Annotated in this window: 15 protein-coding genes; 5 read left to right on the top strand and 10 right to left on the bottom strand. The window is 58.4% G+C overall.

All coding sequences use genetic code 11. The features are described 5' to 3' along the window. Positions 1 to 99: 99 nt before the first annotated feature. Together Poly24_RS03255 and Poly24_RS03260 are read left to right on the top strand one after the other, a co-directional pair. The gene (locus Poly24_RS03255) at positions 100 to 1,425 is read left to right on the top strand and encodes an MFS transporter (RefSeq protein ID WP_145090373.1); all 1,326 of its coding nucleotides are present in this window, start codon (positions 100 to 102) and stop codon (positions 1,423 to 1,425) included. 276 nt (positions 1,426 to 1,701) lie between these two features. Then, positions 1,702 to 2,661 (top strand): acyl-CoA desaturase, encoded by a 960-nt coding sequence (locus Poly24_RS03260; protein ID WP_145090376.1) that lies wholly within the window; start codon positions 1,702 to 1,704, stop codon positions 2,659 to 2,661. A gap of 142 nt (positions 2,662 to 2,803) precedes the next feature. Here Poly24_RS03260 and Poly24_RS03265 read toward each other — a convergent pair whose 3' ends face one another. Both Poly24_RS03265 and Poly24_RS03270 read right to left on the bottom strand, forming a co-directional pair. After that, positions 2,804 to 3,937 (bottom strand): DUF1570 domain-containing protein, encoded by a 1,134-nt coding sequence (locus tag Poly24_RS03265; RefSeq protein ID WP_197452292.1) that lies wholly within the window; start codon positions 3,935 to 3,937, stop codon positions 2,804 to 2,806. A 46-nt stretch (positions 3,938 to 3,983) separates the two neighbouring features. After that, complete coding sequence (locus Poly24_RS03270) at positions 3,984 to 5,465, bottom strand: ABC transporter permease (RefSeq protein WP_145090383.1); 1,482 nt, start codon at positions 5,463 to 5,465, stop codon at positions 3,984 to 3,986. Positions 5,466 to 5,479: 14 nt separating this feature from the next. Here Poly24_RS03270 and Poly24_RS26880 point away from each other — a divergent pair, with 14 nt between their 5' ends. Next, complete coding sequence (locus Poly24_RS26880) at positions 5,480 to 5,641, top strand: hypothetical protein (RefSeq protein WP_197452293.1); 162 nt, start codon at positions 5,480 to 5,482, stop codon at positions 5,639 to 5,641. Here the strand turns inward: Poly24_RS26880 and Poly24_RS03275 are convergent. Next, complete coding sequence (locus tag Poly24_RS03275) at positions 5,629 to 6,966, bottom strand: Gfo/Idh/MocA family protein (protein WP_145090386.1); 1,338 nt, start codon at positions 6,964 to 6,966, stop codon at positions 5,629 to 5,631. The two genes, Poly24_RS26880 and Poly24_RS03275, sit on opposite strands and share 13 nt — an antisense overlap. Positions 6,967 to 7,287: 321 nt before the next feature. Between Poly24_RS03275 and Poly24_RS03280 the strand changes: the two genes are divergently transcribed. After that, entirely contained in the window at positions 7,288 to 7,542 is a 255-nt protein-coding gene (locus tag Poly24_RS03280; RefSeq protein ID WP_145090389.1) for a hypothetical protein, read from the top strand. 90 nt (positions 7,543 to 7,632) lie between these two features. Here the strand turns inward: Poly24_RS03280 and Poly24_RS03285 are convergent, their stop codons facing one another. From Poly24_RS03285 to Poly24_RS03295, 3 genes are all read right to left on the bottom strand, one after another. After that, positions 7,633 to 9,228: a hypothetical protein gene (locus tag Poly24_RS03285; protein WP_145090392.1), complete on the bottom strand. Its 1,596-nt coding sequence runs from the start codon at positions 9,226 to 9,228 to the stop codon at positions 7,633 to 7,635. 269 nt (positions 9,229 to 9,497) lie between these two features. Next, a complete protein-coding gene (locus tag Poly24_RS03290) occupies positions 9,498 to 9,863 on the bottom strand; it encodes a hypothetical protein (RefSeq protein WP_145090395.1) in 366 nt (121 codons plus the stop codon). A gap of 107 nt (positions 9,864 to 9,970) precedes the next feature. Then, positions 9,971 to 10,660 (bottom strand): dioxygenase family protein, encoded by a 690-nt coding sequence (locus tag Poly24_RS03295; RefSeq protein ID WP_145090399.1) that lies wholly within the window; start codon positions 10,658 to 10,660, stop codon positions 9,971 to 9,973. 1,020 nt (positions 10,661 to 11,680) lie between these two features. Here Poly24_RS03295 and Poly24_RS03300 point away from each other — a divergent pair. Then, positions 11,681 to 12,427, top strand: coding sequence for a spermidine synthase (locus Poly24_RS03300; protein ID WP_197452294.1), 747 nt, complete (start codon positions 11,681 to 11,683; stop codon positions 12,425 to 12,427). Here Poly24_RS03300 and Poly24_RS03305 read toward each other — a convergent pair. The 4 genes from Poly24_RS03305 to Poly24_RS03320 form a co-directional block, all read right to left on the bottom strand. Continuing rightward, on the bottom strand, positions 12,424 to 14,883 hold the full coding sequence (locus Poly24_RS03305) for a glycogen/starch/alpha-glucan phosphorylase (protein ID WP_145090405.1): 2,460 nt from the start codon (positions 14,881 to 14,883) through the stop codon (positions 12,424 to 12,426). The two genes, Poly24_RS03300 and Poly24_RS03305, sit on opposite strands and share 4 nt — an antisense overlap. 153 nt (positions 14,884 to 15,036) lie before the next feature. After that, positions 15,037 to 15,924 carry a DUF58 domain-containing protein gene (locus Poly24_RS03310; protein ID WP_145090407.1) on the bottom strand — a complete coding sequence of 296 codons (888 nt, stop codon included), beginning with the start codon at positions 15,922 to 15,924 and terminating at the stop codon, positions 15,037 to 15,039. A gap of 11 nt (positions 15,925 to 15,935) precedes the next feature. After that, on the bottom strand, positions 15,936 to 16,985 hold the full coding sequence (locus Poly24_RS03315; RefSeq protein WP_145090410.1) for an AAA family ATPase: 1,050 nt from the start codon (positions 16,983 to 16,985) through the stop codon (positions 15,936 to 15,938). Next, entirely contained in the window at positions 16,978 to 19,257 is a 2,280-nt protein-coding gene (locus Poly24_RS03320; protein ID WP_145090413.1) for an outer membrane protein assembly factor BamB family protein, read from the bottom strand. The genes Poly24_RS03315 and Poly24_RS03320 overlap by 8 nt, the downstream gene beginning before the upstream one ends. Positions 19,258 to 19,264 lie beyond the last annotated feature (7 nt).

Below are 19,264 nucleotides of genomic sequence, written 5' to 3' on the forward strand. Positions count from 1 at the left end.
CGCATCGCTTTGGGGTAAAGAGGTTCCTTTGAGAAGGATTGGGATAGCGCGGCAACATCCCAGCACTCCTTTTGCCTCTCAAACCGCAAGGCGATTCCGTTGAAGAGCAACCTGATTAAACGCGGCTTCTTGAGCCTACTGGCGGCCCAATTTTTAGGTGCCATGAACGACAACGTCTTGAAGATGTTGTTGACGTTTATGGTCATCGACGGCGCCTGGGCGGGAATGCTCGGCGATGGCGGCCAGGGAATTGTCGGCATCTGCTTTACGATTCCCTTCATCCTTCTGTCGGGATACGGCGGCCAAATCGCCGATCGCTATTCGAAGCGTGAAGTCACGCTGTGGGTCAAGATCGCCGAGGTCCCGATCGCGCTGATCGCGATGGTCGGCTTCTATCTGGGCAACCTTTGGATCACGCTGCTGGCGTTGGTCGCGCTGACCTGCCAGAGTTCCTTTTTTGGGCCCGCCAAATATGGCATGATCCCCGAACTGGTCGACGATACCGACCTCAGCCGCGCCAACGGCACGATCAACATGATGACCAACGTCGCCGTGATCGTCGGTACGCTGCTGGGCGGCGTTGTGGCCGATCGCTACAGCCCACAAGATGCCTCACTGACGCCGATCCAGTGGCTGCCCGGAGCGGCTCTGCTGGCGATCGCGATCGTGGGGCTGATCTCTGCGATCTTCATGCCACGACTGGAACCGGGGGACCGATCGATGAAGTTCGACTGGAACCCTTTCTCCACCTACCTCGGTTCGATCCAAGAGATGGCGCAGTCGCGTTTCCTGATGGTGATGTTGGCCTGGGGCTACTTCTATCTGCTGGCCGGACTGGCGCTGTTGATCCTGCCCGAATACACGGTGGTGCTGGGGATCGATCGGACCGAAGCGAGCGTTCTGCTGGGCGTGATGGGAGTGGCAATCGGCGTCGGATGCGCTGTTGCCGGATTGATCTCCGGCCACCAGATCAATCCAAAACTGGTCCCGGTCGGCGCCGCCGGCCTGGTCTTCTTCTTCCTGCTGCTGGCCTTCGTGACGCCAACGCTTCCCGACATGGGACCGATGGTCCGCGTCGCGCTCAGCAACACCGCGGGCTTTGTTTTTGGAGCCGGCTTCTTTGCCGGTTTCTACATCATCCCGCTGCAGTCACTGTTGCAGAAACTCAGCCCCGACAATGAGCGTGGTCGCTTCCTGGGAACCGCCAACGCCCTGTCGTTCACTTTCCTGACCATTGCGTCGTTGATGTATTGGGCGATCCGGCCGCTGTTCGGCGACCAGCCGCAACGAATCTTTGCTGTCTGCGCTGCGATGATGGCTGCCGGGGCCGCCTTCTTCCTGTGGCGTCTGCGCGGCACCGGGATCCTGATCGGCAGCAAACCGACCGACGTCGAATCGCCCACCGCAGCGGAGGCTGTCGAATAATGCGGGCCTTGCTGGATCCATAAGAATACTGAGCAAATCGCCTATTCTGCACTCTGATCGCGGTGCGCAGTCAAACTCAGTTCCAGCCCTCCTTTCATCTGGCAGAGGGGGTGGTTGAGCAATGTCGCTCGGTCTGCCGCGGCTGCGGCAAATTTCTTGGGGAGATGTTACAGAACCGTTACAGCGATGTCTCTTTGCCAAAACAGTCGCCTGCGGACAGATCTTTAAGATTTGGGCATCGGAAACGAGTTTAAATCCAAATAGGAAGCAAATCCCATGGCCACCGTAGTCGACGACGCCTTTGACCTAGCCGAACAGACTGGCATCGATGCCAGCGAAGTCGCAAAAAGCAAGAAGCAGAAGGCCCCCAACCTGGCGCGTGAAGAGCGGACGATCGTCAATACGTATTCGATCATCTGGCTGGTCGCGGCTCATATCGGTGCGATCTTTGCCATCTGGACCTTCTCATGGCCCGCGTTGATCGCAACGGTCGCCCTCCACTGGATCACCGGCGGCCTAGGAATCTGCCTAGGCTACCACCGCTACCTGACCCACACAGGCTTCCAATCGCACCGCTGGGTCAAATACATGTTTGCCGTGATCGGCAGCTTGGCCGGCGAAGGTTCGCCTCTGGACTGGGTCGCCGACCATCGCAAGCATCACGCCGAGAGCGATCAGCCCGGCGATCCCCACTCGCCCAACGATGGGGCTTGGTGGAGTCACATGTTCTGGCTGGTCTACAGCACTCACAATGGCGACCGCGAAGCTTACTTCAAACGGTGGATTCCCGATCTCGCATCGGACCCCGGCATGCGGTTGATCGAAAAACTGTTCCTGCCACTGAACTTTGCCATGGGCGGAGCTTTGGCCATCGGCGGCTACCTTTACGGCGGCACCGAAATGGCGATCTCGATGGTCGTTTGGGGCATGTTCTTACGCCTGGTCTTCGTCTTGCATTCGACATGGTTGGTCAACTCGGCGAGCCACATGTGGGGCTACCGCAACTACGAAACAACCGACAAGAGTCGCAACAACTGGTGGGTCGCATTGGTCACCTATGGCGAAGGCTGGCACAACAACCACCACGCCTATCCGCGGATGGCCAAGCACGGTCACAAGTGGTGGGAGATCGACCTGACCTACATGGCGATCAAAGCGATGCAAAAAGTCGGCCTGATTTGGAAGGTCGTCGACTACCGTAACGTCGCCGAAAAGAATGCGAAGTTAGGACAGTAGTTCGACTCGCAGCGTCTTGAAAACGAAATGACCGCCGGTGGTTCGTGCAACGATCCGCTGGCGGTTTTCTTTGCGCCGGCCCATCCTAACAGACGAGTGCATTTCGATTTAGCGACTGCCGATCGATATTGCCCCAACGGGGTCAGCGGCGAAGCACAAACCGCCGCATGTAGGCGATGAATTGGCGGTCGAGTGTTTCGAGATCGCCGAACGTATCGCGGAACATCTGCACTCGTTCACGTGGGCCCAGCGAATCGAGGTAGTCGCCTTCGCTGAGCTGTTTCAGATAAGCAACGTACTGCTTCGGCTTTGTTTTGACCAGGAAATAGGTCAACGCCCAAGCTTCGGCATACGCAGACGCCGCCGTTGCCGTGTTCGTTAGCCGAGTATCGTCTTGCAGCAGCGTGATCAGAGAGTTCGCCGGCCGATTGGGCAGATATTGGGCGAAACGCAATCGGTTGACTTCGTTGATTCGGCCGATCTCACGCCAGCCATCGCCACGCTTCAGGTCGGGCGATTCAAAAAAGACGGCCATCCCTTCGCTGACCCAAAAGGGATTGTCGGCATACCGTTTCTGCAAGCCGCAATTGTAGGCCAGTTGGTGAGTGGCTTCGTGAACGATGGTGGCGATATTCCGGTCGACGAGGAATCCGCCGGCTCGCACCCCTGCGCCTTCGCCGATGTCGTACGTTGTGATCCGATTGGTCTTCAGGTTGTAGTATCCGATGATCGTTTCGGCGCCTGGACCCGCTTCGGGACGGGCGTAGCGTTGGAAACTTGCTTTGTCGCTAAAAACCAACGCGACCAACGGAAATTGTGGTTTGGGCAGATCCCATCCGTTGTTCTTCCAGAACGCATAAAAGCCCTTGTGCAGCTTCTCAAACAGCCCGGCACAGTATTCGACAAACGGAGCGTTGGCGTTGGAGACGACGATATAGTGTGCCGTTTGAAGGACACGGAAATCATCTCCCAGCGTTTCGAGTAATTGGGCGACCGCCGCTTCGGGGCTGGCGATTTCGACAGCTGTCGAATCTTGTTTGTGATCCTTGATCTCGTCGGACTGAATCATCCAGATCTGCCCGTCATTGGCTTGGAACAACCGCCCACCATCTTTGGCGACGACCAGCGTTTCGCCACAAACCTCGTACTGTTTCCCGTCCTGGACGAATTGAACGTGTTCCGACGCCACAACATTTCCACACGTCAGCACAGTGGATAGCAGTATCCAGAAGGCGACAGCGAAGGTCCAAGCGATCAAGTTTCGGTTGCGAAGCATGAGGTTCCGTTGGGGGTTGCGAATGGAGGGCCCTTCTATCATACGCTTAACGGCGCGCCATCGCAGAATACACGGCACGAAAAACGATCATCGTGGTGATGACGATTGTGCTGGAGATCAGGCATAGTCCCGATTCTTGGTAGCGAACACCGCTGTGCAGCAACCCGAAAACACGCCTGGCGACTGTGGACACTCCCGGTGGAAGCACCAATTCGGTTGCCGAAATCTCCCCCAGTGCTAACACTGCGGAAACGAAGCTGCAGATCGCCAAGGGACCGACGATTCGAGGCAGCTCGATCGATCGCAACCGCTGCCACCAGCCGGCCCCATCGACTCTTGCCGCCTCGTCGACGCGGCGGTCCGAAGCATAAAAGCTGCCCATGAGGATCATGCAGGACAGGGGGACGGATCGGTGCAATACCGCCAATCCTGCCGGAATCAGTGTGCGGTCGTACAGGTCGCCAAGCCATCCGATGCCAGTGTTGGCAAACAGCCACAGGATCCCGACGCTGATCACCGGTCCCGGAATGAACATCAGGAACAGGCAACCGATCGCGACGCTACGCAATCGGTAGCGACCCAACCACGCCAGCAGTGTGGCGAGGGGCAGCGTCATCACGATCACGGTCGCGGCCAACATCGCGGTCCAATAATACTCGGTCCGAAACATCCAAGTCGCCTGAACGATGGACTCCGTCGCTTGCGCCGCCGACCATCCCGCCTGCAGCTCACCATCGATTGCCGTCACCGTCCAACCGGCCTTGATCGCCAGGCTAGCCAATGGCAATAGAATCATCAACGTTGCCAGGAGCGTCAGGCTTGCGTGTGCGGCCACTTGCCCTGCCCCGCCGCCCGCCGAAAGCGAGGCTCGGACGCGGGCAGGCGTTCCGCCGATCGTGCGTTTGATTCGTCGACGGCCTAGAGCGGAGACCATCGCGATGCCGGTGCAGATACCGACGGGTAGCATCGTCGCCAGCAGGATCGGAGCTGGGTTCGGAGAGAGGGCGTACTGGAAGTAGACTTCGTCGGCGAGCGTTCGGAAGCCATACAGGTCGACAACGGAGATTTCTGTCGCCGCAATCAAGGCAACCCATAACCCACCGGACAATGTCATCAGGAACGTTCCTGGTAACGTGACTTGCAGAGCCGCCCGCACCGCTCCGGTCTCCAGTTGAGCCGCTTCCTCACCGGGCAGCGGTCCGCGCCGCAAAAAGAGACCGACGATCAACGCGACCCAGGCCGCTCCGGTGACCCCATGGATCCACGCAGACGCGACCAGGCCAGCGAAAAAGCTGCCGCGTGCTGCGACGCCCGACAGCGCCAGCCAGCCAAACTTGCCCAGCGTCGCCTCCCATGCCGCCGCGTGAATGAACAGAGGCAGCGAGATCGAAAGCACCGGAACCCAACGCCAAAGCGATCGCCCGCGGCGGAGAATCCGTTCGCTTACGTAGCCATAAGTCCAACCGATCAGGATTGCGATGGCTGTCGCAAACAGCATCAGCATCAGCGTGCGAAGAGTGGCTTGCAAAACGCGAGTGCCCGTTGAAGTGCCGTCGAGAAATGGCCGTCGTGCCACGGCGGAATGAGTTCACCGGCGATACGAAAAATGGCACGCCAGCGTCGGGCAAGGACGCAGCGTGCCATCTCGTATCGGCACCTAGCGAGAACCGCTCAGCGGTCCCCGAAGGGGACTACATCGTGTAGCCGTTCTTAAGGTCGGGCTTGACCATCCAATCGTACTTGTCTGTCCCCAGAACCTTCATGTCCTTGGCGTTCCAGCTGATCTTCTCGCCTTGCTTTTCGCCTTCGTCCGCCGCGAAGACAGCCAGGTTTCCGAGCAGGATCGTTTCGGTCAAAGGACCGGCGTAGTTCGGGAAGTTGCTCTTCGCTTCTTTACCCGTCTTGATCGCCATCGCCAATTCGCGGAAGTGGCCTGGCGATCGATCGTAATCGACGTCCTTCTTCTCCGCTCCGCCGAGCAATTCGAACGTGGCACCGTAATCGTTTGGCGAATACAGGCTGCCCTTGGATCCAACGACCAAGCAGCCGCTGCTGGACAAGCCCTTCTTCGCGAACGATTCCGAACCGGCGAACAGCGATTGCGCGGGCAGTTTGCCGCCGTCATACCAGTACAGTTGCGTTGCACCACGCCAATCGTTGGCGGGGAATTCAAACACGATCTGCGACCAGGACGGGTAGGTGACCTTGTTGTGGCCGCTGGTCGTCGCTTGCACGCTGGTCGGGTTTTGCAGATCGCATCCCATGTACGGCATGTTCAACGTATGGCAAGCCATGTCGCCCAACGCTCCGGTACCGAAGTCCCAGAAACCACGCCACTTAAATGGATGGTAAGCGCTGCTGTAAGGACGCTTTTCAGCGGGGCCAATCCATTCATCCCAGTGGATGAAGCTTGGCACTTCTTCCGCTGCGGGTTGACCGATGCCTTGTGGCCAAACCGGGCGGTTGGTCCAAACATGCACCTCTTTTACGTCGCCGACGACACCGGCTTTAATCATCGCAGCCGCTTCGCGAACGCCGCTGTTGGCGGTTCCTTGGTTGCCCATCTGAGTCTGGCATTTGTTTTCTGCAGCCAGTTCGCCCAGACGACGCGATTCCCAGATCGTGCGAGTCAATGGCTTTTGCGTGTAGCAGTGTTTGCCCAGTGCCAATGCAGCCGCAGTCGCTACGCCGTGGCAGTGGTCGGGCGTGCTGACGGTCACTGCGTCGATGTTCTTGTTGTTTTCATCGAGCATCTTGCGGAAGTCGAAATACTTCGAAGCGTCGGTGAAGCGTTCGCCCGCTTTGTTCAATCGCTCTTCGTCGATGTCGCAGATCGCCACGACTTTGCCCGCCTTGCCCGCGTCGGCCGAATCGCTCGATCCCTTGCCGCCGACACCGATGCACGCAAACCGGATCTCTTCGTTCGCAGCCAAGCTCTCCTTGGGGGCGATGCCTCCAGCAACCCAGTAGCCTGCGCTGGCGACGGTGGTGGCTTTCAGGAAAGTTCGACGTGAATTATTTGTTTTCATAGACAGTCTCCAGTTCAAGGTGGGAATCGCACGGGTTGATCGGTCAACACGGAATTGACACGTTCATGGTCGGATCTTTGCGCCGTTGTGGAAATGCCCAAATTTCGGCGTTCCCGTATGTTACGGTGGCTGTCGCTGCCACACACGGTGCAACATGGGAAATTTATTCCGGCTATAGGATAGCTGGGAAGCGGGCGAGCATCAAATAGTTCAGTGCTAGCGATCTTACCGGCAGCCATCCCAAGACTCACGAGGCTCCTATCCATCCGCCGATAATGAGCAACAGTTGCGGATCATTCTTTCAACCCAGGAGCTTTAACCGTGTGGCGTTCGCTATTCTTAGCGCTGGGCATCATGCTCACCGTCGTCGGTGCGGAGTGCCTGGTGATCGACAGTGCATCTCTGCATGCCGCTAGCGAAAAACCTAGCGGTTCCTTCCTCGCGGCGGCTCCAACGGGCCCCTCGACGCGAAACTTCACCCCCTCGGAATGGTTTCCTTGGTCGATGATGGGGGCGGGAACACTGACCGTCCTCTACGCCCTCACGCTTCGCCGTTCGGCTCCAGCGGAGGGCTAGACCCCGTCGGATTTTTTTCTCCGCATTTTTTCCGTTAACGACAGCCAAAAAGGGTTGTCGGGCGGGAATTCCCGGTCGTCGCGCCCGCCGCTATAAAAAGTTTTGCGGCAGCGTCTCGCCTCGGCGATCGCGATCGGTCCATTGCATTGGACTATTGGGTGGAGTCATCAGCAGATAAGCGTCGTCTTGGTAGCTCAACCGCCAATGCAACTGCGACTGCATCGCGTCGACGATCGGCGATCCCACGGGGACCACGACCGCGTCGCTGGGATAGCGATCGAGCATTTGTTCCCACCCCGGTTCGCCGCGATAGAACGCGCGGTGCTCGTCGAGCAGCTCGGGCGGATAACCGACTTCATATCGTCCATCGATGCTGATCAAGACGTCCGGATACATGTGCCACATCACGTAGGCACCCGCCCCAAAGGGCAACTGCACGCGTCCGCGGAAGTGATTCTCTTTGAGGTATTCGACGACCCCCACCGGCTGATTTCCGGTCCCCATCTCCGCCGACTGAACCGGCAACACGGTGTACCAACCGCCGACATAGAAAAAGTAAGTCAGGCTTCCCACGATCGCGGCGACCGCGCTTCGCTGGACACCTCGCTGGTGTTGGCAGATCCAAGCCTGGATCGCCGGACCCATTTTGCAACGTGACAGCAACGGTGGTGCGTAACACATCCAAACCACGCCGTAGATTGAACCGTGGCGAATGTGCCGCATCGCGAGATAAGCGGTCACGATCAAAGAGAGCGTTCCGATCGCGCGACGCCAACCCAGTTGAACCACAGCGACGGTCGTCAGCACAATCGTCAACAGATAGCTGAGCAGCGTCAGCCCTGGATTGTAAGTTGTCCACAGCGGCCCCCATTCGGCGATCTCGGGACGCGGCATGCGAACCGCATGCAAGACGTACGGAGCGTACTGGGCGCCATAGGGCGTCAGCCCCAACGTGGCCGCGGCGGCGATCAATAGCCCAACGCGGTGCCAGTAGCGATGGACGAGGCGTTTCATCAGCCATTGCCTCTGCCTGAGCCGTCCCTGTCGCCATTGGTTCACGAGATCGGCAGCCACGCGTTCGAAGGTGTCGATCGCCAACAATCCCGCACCGACCAAAAAGCCGGCGTGAATGTTGACCCACACGATCCACAACGGAAGCAACATCAAAACCCAACCGCGTCGGCCGCGGCGGTCTTCATCGACCAACCGCAACTGTACCGCGGTGAACAACAGCGTGACCAGTTGAGCCCGCAGCGTCCCGAATCCGACCCAAGCGATCGGCAGAATCAAGAGTGCTGCCAACGCAAAGACGATCGGGCTGGCGCCGCGCCGGCGAGCGGTCATGTAGGTCGCCGAAACGATTCCCAGGATCAACATCCATCGTAGGATTGTCAGTCCCATCAGGCCCCAGCCTGTGGAAACGCAGAACCCGTACAACAACAAGCCCATCGCCCATTCATGATGGACCGACGGATAGACCGTCGGGGTGAAAGCAAACGGGTTGTCCAACGGCAATTCGCCACGGAACATCGCTTCGCGGACGAGCGCCAATTCGTGATACATATCGTGCATCACAAAATTCATCTGCGCAATCCAAGCGGCAAACAAACATCCCGCCGCCGCTAACAGCAGCAACGCGAGACGCTTGGCGGATGGATCGGGCAGAGAACGCGGGGCGGTTTGCATAGCAGAGATCTTGCGAGGCGAAAAACACACCGCGAAATCCCCATGGACGCCGGTGTGATGAACCCTAGCACGAAGCTTGCCTGGGGCTGCGGGATGCTGATCGCAGACCGCTGCTTTTCCCTAGAATTTGCTTGCCGATCGGTCTTCCGACGACGATCGCTCGCGATGTTCGGTCGCCGCGGAATTTGTTAAAGCTGAAGGGGTCGACGACTTCGCGTGGCACAACCGATGGAATCGATTTAATCCGCAGTCTTCAACATCCGGCTCGCTCAGCGCCGATACTTCGCGATCGCCTCAGGCAGCGGATAGGAAGTGATGTCTCCCTCGGGGCCTTGCGCTTCGATCTCACGCAATCGCTCGAACCCACGGCTGACCAAAGTCTCACGCTGCTGGACGTATTCCGGATCGAGCTCTTGTTTATTGAAAGCCCCTTCACAAACCAGCGGTTCGAAATCGGGATGCACGATAAATTGGCCAACCGCTGGGTTGCAGCGGATGTGACGTTCGGGAGTCGTGTGCAATCGCTCGGGATCCAGTTCGCCGATCACGAACCGCAAATAAAGATCGCTGTCGCTGATGTTCCCCACATCCTCGCCACATACTTCACACAGATAACCTTCGTCGCAGCGAGCCATTCGAAAAACAAAACCGTCGGTTGGATGGAGGAACTAAAAAACGAGCATCGCCAACATGAACTGGCGATGCCACAAGTGCACTTCGCAAGGATCTGAGATCGTGTCGGTTAACCGCGTTGCTTTTCCGAATCGTCGGGCGTCCGGCCGAGCACGACGTCGAAGCGACACGCCAATTCGTCGAGCTTCGATTCGGGGATCGGATTAAAATCGGCGACCAACAATTCGCGTTTCGCTGGATCGGTGACCCGACGAAAAACACCATCGCGTGCATTCCCCGCGTAGCCACGAATCATCAACTGAGTCGTCAGCAGCTTGCGGTCGTTCTGTTTAACGATGATATGAATGTGCGGGGCAGGACGACCGGGATACTCGACCGGCTTGATCGTGCGAAAACGGTACTCCCCCGTCGATCCTGTCTCGAAACGGCCGAAGCCTTGGAAGTTGGGGTCCTGTTGCTTCTTCTTGCCATTGCTGTCGCGCGAGTGAAGATAGACCGCGTTGGCATCACATTGCCAAATTTCGATCGTCGCATTGCGAACTGGCGAACCCGACGGCGTCAAAACACGTCCGGTTAGATGAGTGATCTGCCCCACCGCGGGCGTCGTGCTGTCGTTGATCACGATCAGATCGTTGTCTTGATCCAGTGGCATTTTATCGGGATAGAACGGCCCTTCGGTCAACGGCGGCGTCGACTGCAACTGCTCCGCAAACAAGCCGGGCGTTGCGAAAAAAACAGCCCCGCCGACGGCAAGCAGCGAGCGACGGGATAACGGAAAACGCGTCGATGGATTTTGCATAGTGTTCGGGCCCAGTTTGGCGGAAGCTGATGTCACATGAAGGTTCAACACCGCATGCAGCATACCAGATCGGCTCGATCGATAAATCAACAGTTTCTAGGCAATATCGCCGTGGCTCAGGCGAATATCCTGCCAGTCGATCAGGGAGCAGTCGCCCATTCGATAGGGTGGTAATGATGGCAATCGTTGCCTCTCGACGTCTCAAACAATGACGAAACGCCCCGAAACATGCGATTGAAGTCGGGGTTGGAAAGAGCCTGCACGCCTTAAGCCTCACCCCAACAAGAAGGTTACTTAGGATGGAAACTTTTTTCGTTGCCTGCCCTTCCGGACACCAGATTCCAGTTCCCAGCAACCACTCCGGCGTCCCGGTACAATGCCCTCTGTGCGACGCAGTTGCGGCACTCCCCATTGCACGGACAAGCTTGTCCGATACTGGGGTGATGCGGATCCTCGAGGCAAGCGACCTAACCCCGCCGGTCCAAAAGTCGGAATCCGCATCGCGTCCCTGTCCAATATGCCGCACTCCGGTTTCCGAGGCGTCCGCCGCTTGCGGTCATTGCCAAACCTACTTGGCGAGCCCTCCCGATTTCCTCCGCGACCTTGCTTGATTTGGAATTATTAGCCCGCGAAACGGGTTGCATTTGAACTTAGCGTTATCGGGCAACCAAGGAGTGCTGCGCAGTCATCCACAACAGGAGACGAATTGGCACAATGTCACAACGATTAGTTTGAGCAACACGTGTCCGCCCGTCGTCCTCGCCGTTTCAGCGAAGCGGAAGTCGTCAAGACTTTCGCCACGCGGCGAGTCCCCCCCTCCGAAACTCTAGGCGAGTTCCGCTACACTAGTCGTCTACCGCCGCGATGTTTTTCAGCGATCGAGAACGCTACAGTCGGGCGGCTGGTTCTCGCTCCCCAATGGCAAAACAAGGTCTCGGGGCGAAGTTCAGCATCTTTTTTGTTCGCTGCCGCGATCCGGTTCCCTCCTCTACCGACAAAGAGGCAAGAAGGAGTCCGGTCGTGGAACGTCCCAACTTTGAAATCTTGGCTTACGAAGATTCGCCACTGGGGCCGCTCTGCCTGCGCCGCCGCGAACTCCTCTCCCAACCGGGGACGATCGTCACCGAGGTGACGCTGAATCACGAGTTCCTGATGAGCAGTCTGAACACCGATTCGGAACGTCAGATCTCCAACCGAGCTGTCGAGATCCATGGCGGCCCCCAATTGAAAGCCTTGGTCGGCGGATTGGGGCTGGGCTACACAGCACAAGAATTGCTGAAGCACGCCAACGTCGCATCGGTCGACGTGATCGAATACCTTCCGCAAGTTGTCGATTGGCTGCGGCAGGGGCTGGTGCCGTTATCGAGCGAGTTAAACGCAGCGGAACAGCTGAAGATCATCGCTGGCGATGTCTATCAGCGGTTGGCGGAATCGCCCACCGAGCGATACGACCTGATCGTGATCGATGTCGACCATTCCCCCAGCGATCAACTGGGAGAAGAAGAGAACGGCTTCTACACTCGCGACGGGCTGCTGGCGGCGAAAGCCCACCTGGCCGAACAGGGTGTCCTGGCTGTCTGGTCGTATGCCCAGAGCAGCCAGTTTTCGGTAGCGTTGCGAGACACCTTTCAGAGCGTCCATGTCGAGCCCGTCAAAACGTTTAACGCCTTGGTCGACCATTGGCAAACCGATTGGCTGTTCTTTGCCACCGACCGAAAGCTCGATCCGGCTGAGTCGCCTCAGCCGGAACAGGACGTGGCAACTTAGCCCAACGGCTTGGCTTGCCAGATCTCGTCGGCGTATTGTTGGATCGTGCGATCGCTCGAGAACCAGCCGCTGTTGGCGGTGTTCAAGATGCTCATCCGGTTCCAACTCTCCTGATCCTTGTACGCTGCATCGACCTTGCGTTGGGTGTCGATGTAATCGCGCAGATCGGCGATCGTCAGCCACGGGTCGTAGGGATTGCGAAGTCCCGCGGTCAGGATGTTAAACGTTCCAGGGCAACCGGCGTCGAAGCGGCCCCCTTCGATCATCGCCATGATCCGTTGGATCTCTTCGTCACCCGCGATAATCTTGTTGGGATCGTAAGCCTTTTTGGTCTCGGAAACTTCTGCCGCATCGAGTCCGAAGAGGAAGAAGTTTTCGTCCCCTGCCTGTTCGCGAATCTCGATGTTCGCTCCGTCGAGCGTTCCGATCGTCAGGGCACCGTTCATCATGAACTTCATGTTCCCCGTTCCCGAAGCCTCTTTACCGGCGGTCGAGATCTGTTCGGACAGTTCGGTCGCCGGGCAGATCACTTCCATCGCCGAAACGCGGTAGTTCGGCAGGAAGACCAGCTTCAACAGATCGTTCGCTTTTTCATCGGCGTTGATCACGCTGGCGACGTTGTTGATCAAGTTGACGATCATCTTGGCGACGTGATAACCGGGAGCCGCTTTGCCACCGATCAACACGCAGCGAGGGACCATCCCGGCGGTATCGCCACGTTGGATCCGGTCGTACAGATTCAACACGTGCAGCAGATTCAACAGCTGTCGCTTGTATTCGTGAATCCGCTTGACCTGCACGTCGAACAACGCCGCTTCTTGGAATTCGATCCCCGTGGTCTGACGCACGTAATCGATCAAGCGTCGCTTGTTTTGCAGCTTGACTTCCGCCCAACGCTTGCGAAATGCAGCGTCTTCGGCGAATGGACGCAGTTTTTCGATCTGGCTCAGATCGGTCTGCCATCCGTCGCCAATCGTCTCGTTCAACAGGTCGCGGAGCCCTGGATTGCAGTGCGCCAACCAACGGCGTTGGGTCACGCCATTGGTCTTGTTGTTAAACTTCTCTGGCCACAGTTCATAGAAGTCCTGGAACAGACCGCTCTTCAACAGTTCGGTGTGCAAACCCGCAACGCCGTTAACCGAGAAGCTGCCGACGATCGCCAGATGTGCCATCCGGATGTGAGGATTCTCGCCCTCTTCGACCAACGACATGCGGCGTTGACGCGCAACATCGCCCGGCCATTTCTTGGAGACTTCGACAAGGAAGCGATGGTTGATCTCATAAATGATGTCCAACAATCGCGGCAACAAACGGCTGAACAGCGACACCGACCAACGCTCCAACGCCTCGGGCAACAGCGTGTGATTGGTGTAAGCCATGCATTGCGTGGTGATTTCCCAAGCCTGCTTCCATTCCATCTGATACTGATCCAACAAGATCCGCATCAATTCGGCGACGGCACACGCGGGGTGCGTGTCGTTCAATTGGAAGCAATTTTTCTTGCCAAAGTCGGTGAAGTCGTCGCCGTGCTTTTCGACCCAATCCTTGACGATATCTTGCAAACTGGCCGAGACCAGGAAGTATTGCTGCTTCAGGCGCAGTTCCTTCCCGTTTTCGCTGGCATCGTTGGGATACAGGACCATCGAAATCTGTTCGGCCATGTTTTTCGACGCGACCGCTTCGGGGTAACTGCCCGAATTGAACTCTTCCAGATCGAAGGCGTCGGTCGCCGCCGCCTTCCACAACCGCAGCGTGTTGACGGTCTTGTTGCGATACCCTGGGATCGGCATGTCGTAAGGAACCGCAACGACGTCGTGGCTGCCGGCCCAACGACAACGAGGTGTTCCTTCGTCGTCGCGATAGTGTTCGGTGTAGCCGTAGAAATGAACGTTCTGCGCTTCGTCGGGGCGTTCCATCTCCCACGGATTGCCATCGCGCAACCAGTGATCGGGATCTTCGACTTGGCGACCGTTTTCGATGTGTTGGTGGAACATGCCGTATTCGTAACGGATGCCGTAACCGACGACGGGCAGTTTCAAGTTGGCGCAACTGTCGAGAAAACAAGCTGCCAAGCGGCCCAAACCGCCGTTGCCCAGTCCCGCATCGTGCTCTTTTTCGGCGACCTCTTCCAGGCTCAAACCGTATTGGTGCAGGGCCTCGCGAGCGGGGCCATCGAGGTCGATGTTCTGGATCGCATTGCTCAACGAACGTCCGATCAAGAACTCCAGCGATAGATAATAGACGCGGCGCTGATCGGTTTCGCGAATCGCGTCGCGCGTCTGCTGCCAACTGCCCACCAATCGATCGCGAACCGCCAAGGCTGTCGCGCGACAGACGTAGCGAGGCGAAACATCCCGTTCGTGATACCCGAGGGTATAGTGCAGGTGCCGCCGAATTTCTTCGTCCAGGCCAGCGAGATCAATCGACGCGGGTTTGGTTAAAGTTGTTGCTGTCATCAATCCAAATCTTCGTTTATGGTCAATTCGAAATACGCGAATACGGCGAAGTATAGCGTACCGACAAGCATCGGCACGTCGAATGGCAGAACTCAAACCGATACGGTCATGAAACCCAATGCCTCTCCAGCCGCCTCAACGACACGGACGCTTTCAATGGCGGAAGTGCAACGACAAGGCGGCCGCCAAGGGGGAATCGGTCAACACTGTCGAAAACTCAAAACCCAAACCCCAACAGTTCTGGCGCTGTTTTTCTATAAAGTTAGCCAGTTCCTCTAGATAAGCATTGCGTATCTGGCCGCCGTTAACATCGACCTCACCGGTAGATTCGAGCCCCTCAAAGTGGAGTTCGCCGTCGAATCGAAACTCTCTCTCTTGTCGATCCATTACATGCAGCACAATCGCATCATGTCCTGCACCACGCAAAAGCGTTAATGCTCCCTGCAGCCCCTGCTCGGGCCCCAACAAATCGCTGATTAAGACCACTAGCCCCGGTTGCCGAGCCGTATCGACAAATTGTGCCACTGCCGCAGGCAGATCGGTCGCCCCGGCGGCCGGCGATCTTTCGAAGATTTCATCCCAACGGGACAGTTGGCTAGTCGCGCCCGATGGCGGCAGATAATCGAACATCCGATCGCTCAACAGTCCCAGACCGATCCGATCCTGGCCCGCTAGTGTGACAAAGGCCAACGCGACCGCCAATTTGCGTGCGTACTGAAGCTTGGAGACTTTCGATTCGGTGCCAGCAAACGACATGCTCTCGCTGTTGTCGAGCAACACGTAACAGCATAAATCCGTTTCGTCTTCGCTCTGCTTCAGATAGTACTTGTCGGTCCGCCCGTAGATCTTCCAGTCGAGGTAACGCAGATCGTCCCCCGGCGCATACTGGCGATGCTGCGCGAACTCGATCGCTTGCCCCATCCGAAAACTGCGATGCTCTCCCGCCGCAGAACCGGCGAAGCGATGCCGCGACTTCAGCCGCAAAGCATTCAACGCCGTGTACGCGTCGTGATCCAGATACTTGGCAAACGTTTGATACATCGCAGCGACCCTTAGGAGGTCGGGTTTCGAAACACCGCCGCAACGCCAGCCGGTTCGGCGCCATGGCGAGCGCGTTGGATCAGATCTTGGATTACCTGCGCCACGGTCAGCCCATCGGCTTCGGCGGCGAAGTTCAATCGAATCCGATGCCGCAGCACCGGCAGCGCTACCGCATCGACATCGTCGCGTTCGACCAGATGCCGCCCCTGCAGCGCCGCCCGAGCTTTTGCCGCCAGCACGAGGTACTGGCTGCCGCGCGGGCCGCTCCCCCAACGCACATACTTCTTCACCTGGTCCGACGCTCGCGGATCCGACGGCCGACTGCCCCGAGCCAGCGTCATCGCATAACGCGCGACCGGCTCGGCGATCGGAATCCGGCGAACCAAATGACGGAACTCCAGCAACTGCGCCCCATCGACGACCGCGGTCAGCGATTCCTCTTTGTCGTCGGTCGTCTGCAGCACGACCTGCAATTCATCCGCTTCGTTGGGGTAATCGATTCGCACGTCGAACATGAACCGATCCAATTGAGCTTCGGGCAACGGGTAGGTGCCGTCTTGTTCGATCGGATTTTGCGTGGCCAGAACAAAAAACGGATTCGGCAATTCGTGTCGTGTTCCGCCCGCAGTCACCTGCCGCTCTTGCATCGCTTCCAACAACGCAGCCTGCGTTTTGGGTGGCGTCCGATTGATCTCGTCGGCCAAGATGATGTTGCCAAAGATCGGCCCCGGCAGAAATTTGAACTGCCGTTCCCCCGTCTCGCGATCCTGTTGGATCACCTCGGTGCCGGTGATATCGCTGGGCATCAGATCGGGAGTGAACTGGATCCGGCTGAAATCGAGCTTGAGCGTCGATGCCAAACTGTGCACCAACAACGTCTTGGCCAAACCGGGCACACCGACCAACAGACAATGCCCGCCGGCGACCAACGCCGTGATCACCTGCTCGATCGTTTCTTCCTGGCCGATGATTGCTTTGGCCAATTCGGCTTTAATCGCTGCGTATTCGCTGGCCAACCGCTCGATCAACTCGCGGTCACCGATATTCTGGCTGTCATTCATGCTTCAAAGTTTCGCCGATTGGCGAGCCAGGGGCAATCGTGGCAACCTTGAATTCGAGGGAATCGAAAACGGCCAATCGATCGGGACTCGCCAAAATCAAATACCCGTCGCGGATCAACAGATTGCCGCCGCGTAGATCGCTGGGCAACAGATCGATCCGATCGACCATCCGCACCGCGGGCCTCGTATCCGTATCGGCAAGGACCGCATCGAAGACAAGGATCGCGTCGTCGGTCGGCCAATAGATTCGATCCCCCGCGATCGCGCCACGCCCCGCCGTCCGCGGCTGCGACGATCCACCGGCAGCCAGCGAAGTCGAACCGCCGGCAAAAACGGCGTCGACGCGTCCGGTGAACTTATCGATCCAGTACAGTCGATCTCCCGAAGCGATCACGTGTGTTGCCGTCGTTCCCAACAGACACTCCACGTCTTCGGCCAGTTCGGGCCCGCTGGTCCACAGCGTTTGCCCCGTCGCCGAATCCAACGCAAACACTCGGTCGCAATCGGCCGCCGCAACGATCGCCAACTCCGCATCCAACAGCACCGGCGACAGATCGCGATCGTCGACAAACGGTTCGTCGCGATAAGGGTTATCGTGTGCCGAACCGCGCTGGTAACGAACCAGCCAACGGATCTTGCCCGTCTGCGCATCGATCGCCGAAACGGTTCCCAAGTTGGCGTGATAGAACAGCATCCCCTCGCGATACGCGACCGTCGCATGCGAGACGCGGTTGGCGGGCGGTTGATTGGGCATCGGCCCAACCGCCAGTTCGGGACTGATCCACAACCGCTGCCCCGATCGCAGGTCGATGCACAGCACGCGACTTGTGTACAGCGAACCGGCACGCCGCGTGATCCCGCAGAAAATTCGATCGCCCACCAACATCGGAGGTGCTTCGATTTCGTAATCCCCCAGCTCTTCGGCGTCGAGCGATTTCGGATAGGCGTCCAACAACCGCCCCTCGCCGTCGAGATCGAACACCGCCACCGACGACGCACTTCCCGGAGGCTTTCGCATCACCGGCAACCAACCGGTCACCGCCGGTCCCAGCCGCGCGACCATCCGATCGCCAACCACGTTCAACGTAAATCGCGGCCAGCCCGATGCCGGTAGCGCCGCGGGAGGCAAGATTTCCTCGGGCGGCTGCCCCGTGTCGAAGACTGCTGAATTGGAATCTTCGATCGGCCAACCGGCTCCCGTGCGGAGATCGAAGCCGACGATTCGATTCACGTCGTGAACGAAGACGCGTCCGTTCCAAACCGCCGGAAAGTAGCTCGATCGCCGACTGCCGGCCGCCCCCGACGAACCGCCAACGGAATCGAGCGTCGGATCGCGATCGATCCGGTGCAGCGGAGTCGTCCAGATCGGAAACTCTGCGAATCGAACAGCCGCATCCGGCGCGGTCGACTCTTCTTTCGCCGCGGCGATCGCCCGCCGCAACGTCTGCTCCGCTGGCGAATCGGCAAACGCTTCGAACATCGTTTGCACCAACTCCAGCTCGCGCTCGGCTCGCGGAATGTCTCCCTGCAGCACCGAACAATAGGGAAGTCGCGCCGCAAGCTCGGGCAAGGAGAGAGCGGTGCCGCGGTAGGATCCGAAACTCAAGCCACGATCGTCGCGCGACACTTGCTCCGCAATCGCCCCCACGCTCTTCGGGTACCTCACGAGCAATGGATTCCAAGCGACCGCGGGAACCATCGCCACGGGATTTTCCCCAACGCCGGTCGCCTGCAAACGCGAATCGATGCGGACCAGAGCATCGCGGCCTCGCTGAGCCCAACCGCGATCGATCGCCAGGTCGGCTTGTAAACGGAGCGCCACATCGCCGTGCGAACTGGCAAGGAACTCGCGAACCGCGCGGTCTGCTTGACCAAGATCCTTCTGCGCCTCGGCCGCCTCGACGGCCGACGCCGCCAGCGAATCGATCCGCTGGCGATAACGGGACAAGACTTCGGGAGCGGCGAGGCCCCACCGCACCAGCCGGTCGTTCAGGTAATCGCGAACCGGAACCCAATGCTGCAGCGATTCAGTCGTGTTGGGATCGAGGTCGACTTGGATCAATCGATCCCCCGCCGTGTCGGCAAGACGCAGGATCTCATCGACCGCGGCGTCCCACGACTGGGCGCCAATCAATTGATCGATCTGTTGCAACGCGATCCGGCCCGAGGTTTCGAGCTCGGGAATATCCGCAGGCACGGCGCCACGCTGAGCCCATCCGAGTCCAGGCGAGATCAGCAGCGAGAGCAACGCTTGGCAAACAAGGAACCGCATCAAATGG

Origin of the sequence: Rosistilla carotiformis, from assembly GCF_007753095.1 — a bacterium.
GTDB classification, from domain to species: Bacteria; Planctomycetota; Planctomycetia; order Pirellulales; family Pirellulaceae; genus Rosistilla; species Rosistilla carotiformis.

Coding starts and splice junctions, on each gene's coding strand:
- Poly24_RS03260 (WP_145090376.1), top strand. CDS start 1,702: ATGGCCACCGTAGTCGACGACGCCTTTGACCTAGCCGAACAGACTGGC.
- Poly24_RS03265 (WP_197452292.1), bottom strand. CDS start 3,937: ATGCTTCGCAACCGAAACTTGATCGCTTGGACCTTCGCTGTCGCCTTC.
- Poly24_RS03275 (WP_145090386.1), bottom strand. CDS start 6,966: ATGAAAACAAATAATTCACGTCGAACTTTCCTGAAAGCCACCACCGTC.
- Poly24_RS03285 (WP_145090392.1), bottom strand. CDS start 9,228: ATGCAAACCGCCCCGCGTTCTCTGCCCGATCCATCCGCCAAGCGTCTC.
- Poly24_RS03290 (WP_145090395.1), bottom strand. CDS start 9,863: ATGGCTCGCTGCGACGAAGGTTATCTGTGTGAAGTATGTGGCGAGGAT.
- Poly24_RS03295 (WP_145090399.1), bottom strand. CDS start 10,660: ATGCAAAATCCATCGACGCGTTTTCCGTTATCCCGTCGCTCGCTGCTT.
- Poly24_RS03305 (WP_145090405.1), bottom strand. CDS start 14,883: ATGACAGCAACAACTTTAACCAAACCCGCGTCGATTGATCTCGCTGGC.
- Poly24_RS03310 (WP_145090407.1), bottom strand. CDS start 15,924: ATGTATCAAACGTTTGCCAAGTATCTGGATCACGACGCGTACACGGCG.
- Poly24_RS03315 (WP_145090410.1), bottom strand. CDS start 16,985: ATGAATGACAGCCAGAATATCGGTGACCGCGAGTTGATCGAGCGGTTG.
- Poly24_RS03320 (WP_145090413.1), bottom strand. CDS start 19,257: ATGCGGTTCCTTGTTTGCCAAGCGTTGCTCTCGCTGCTGATCTCGCCT.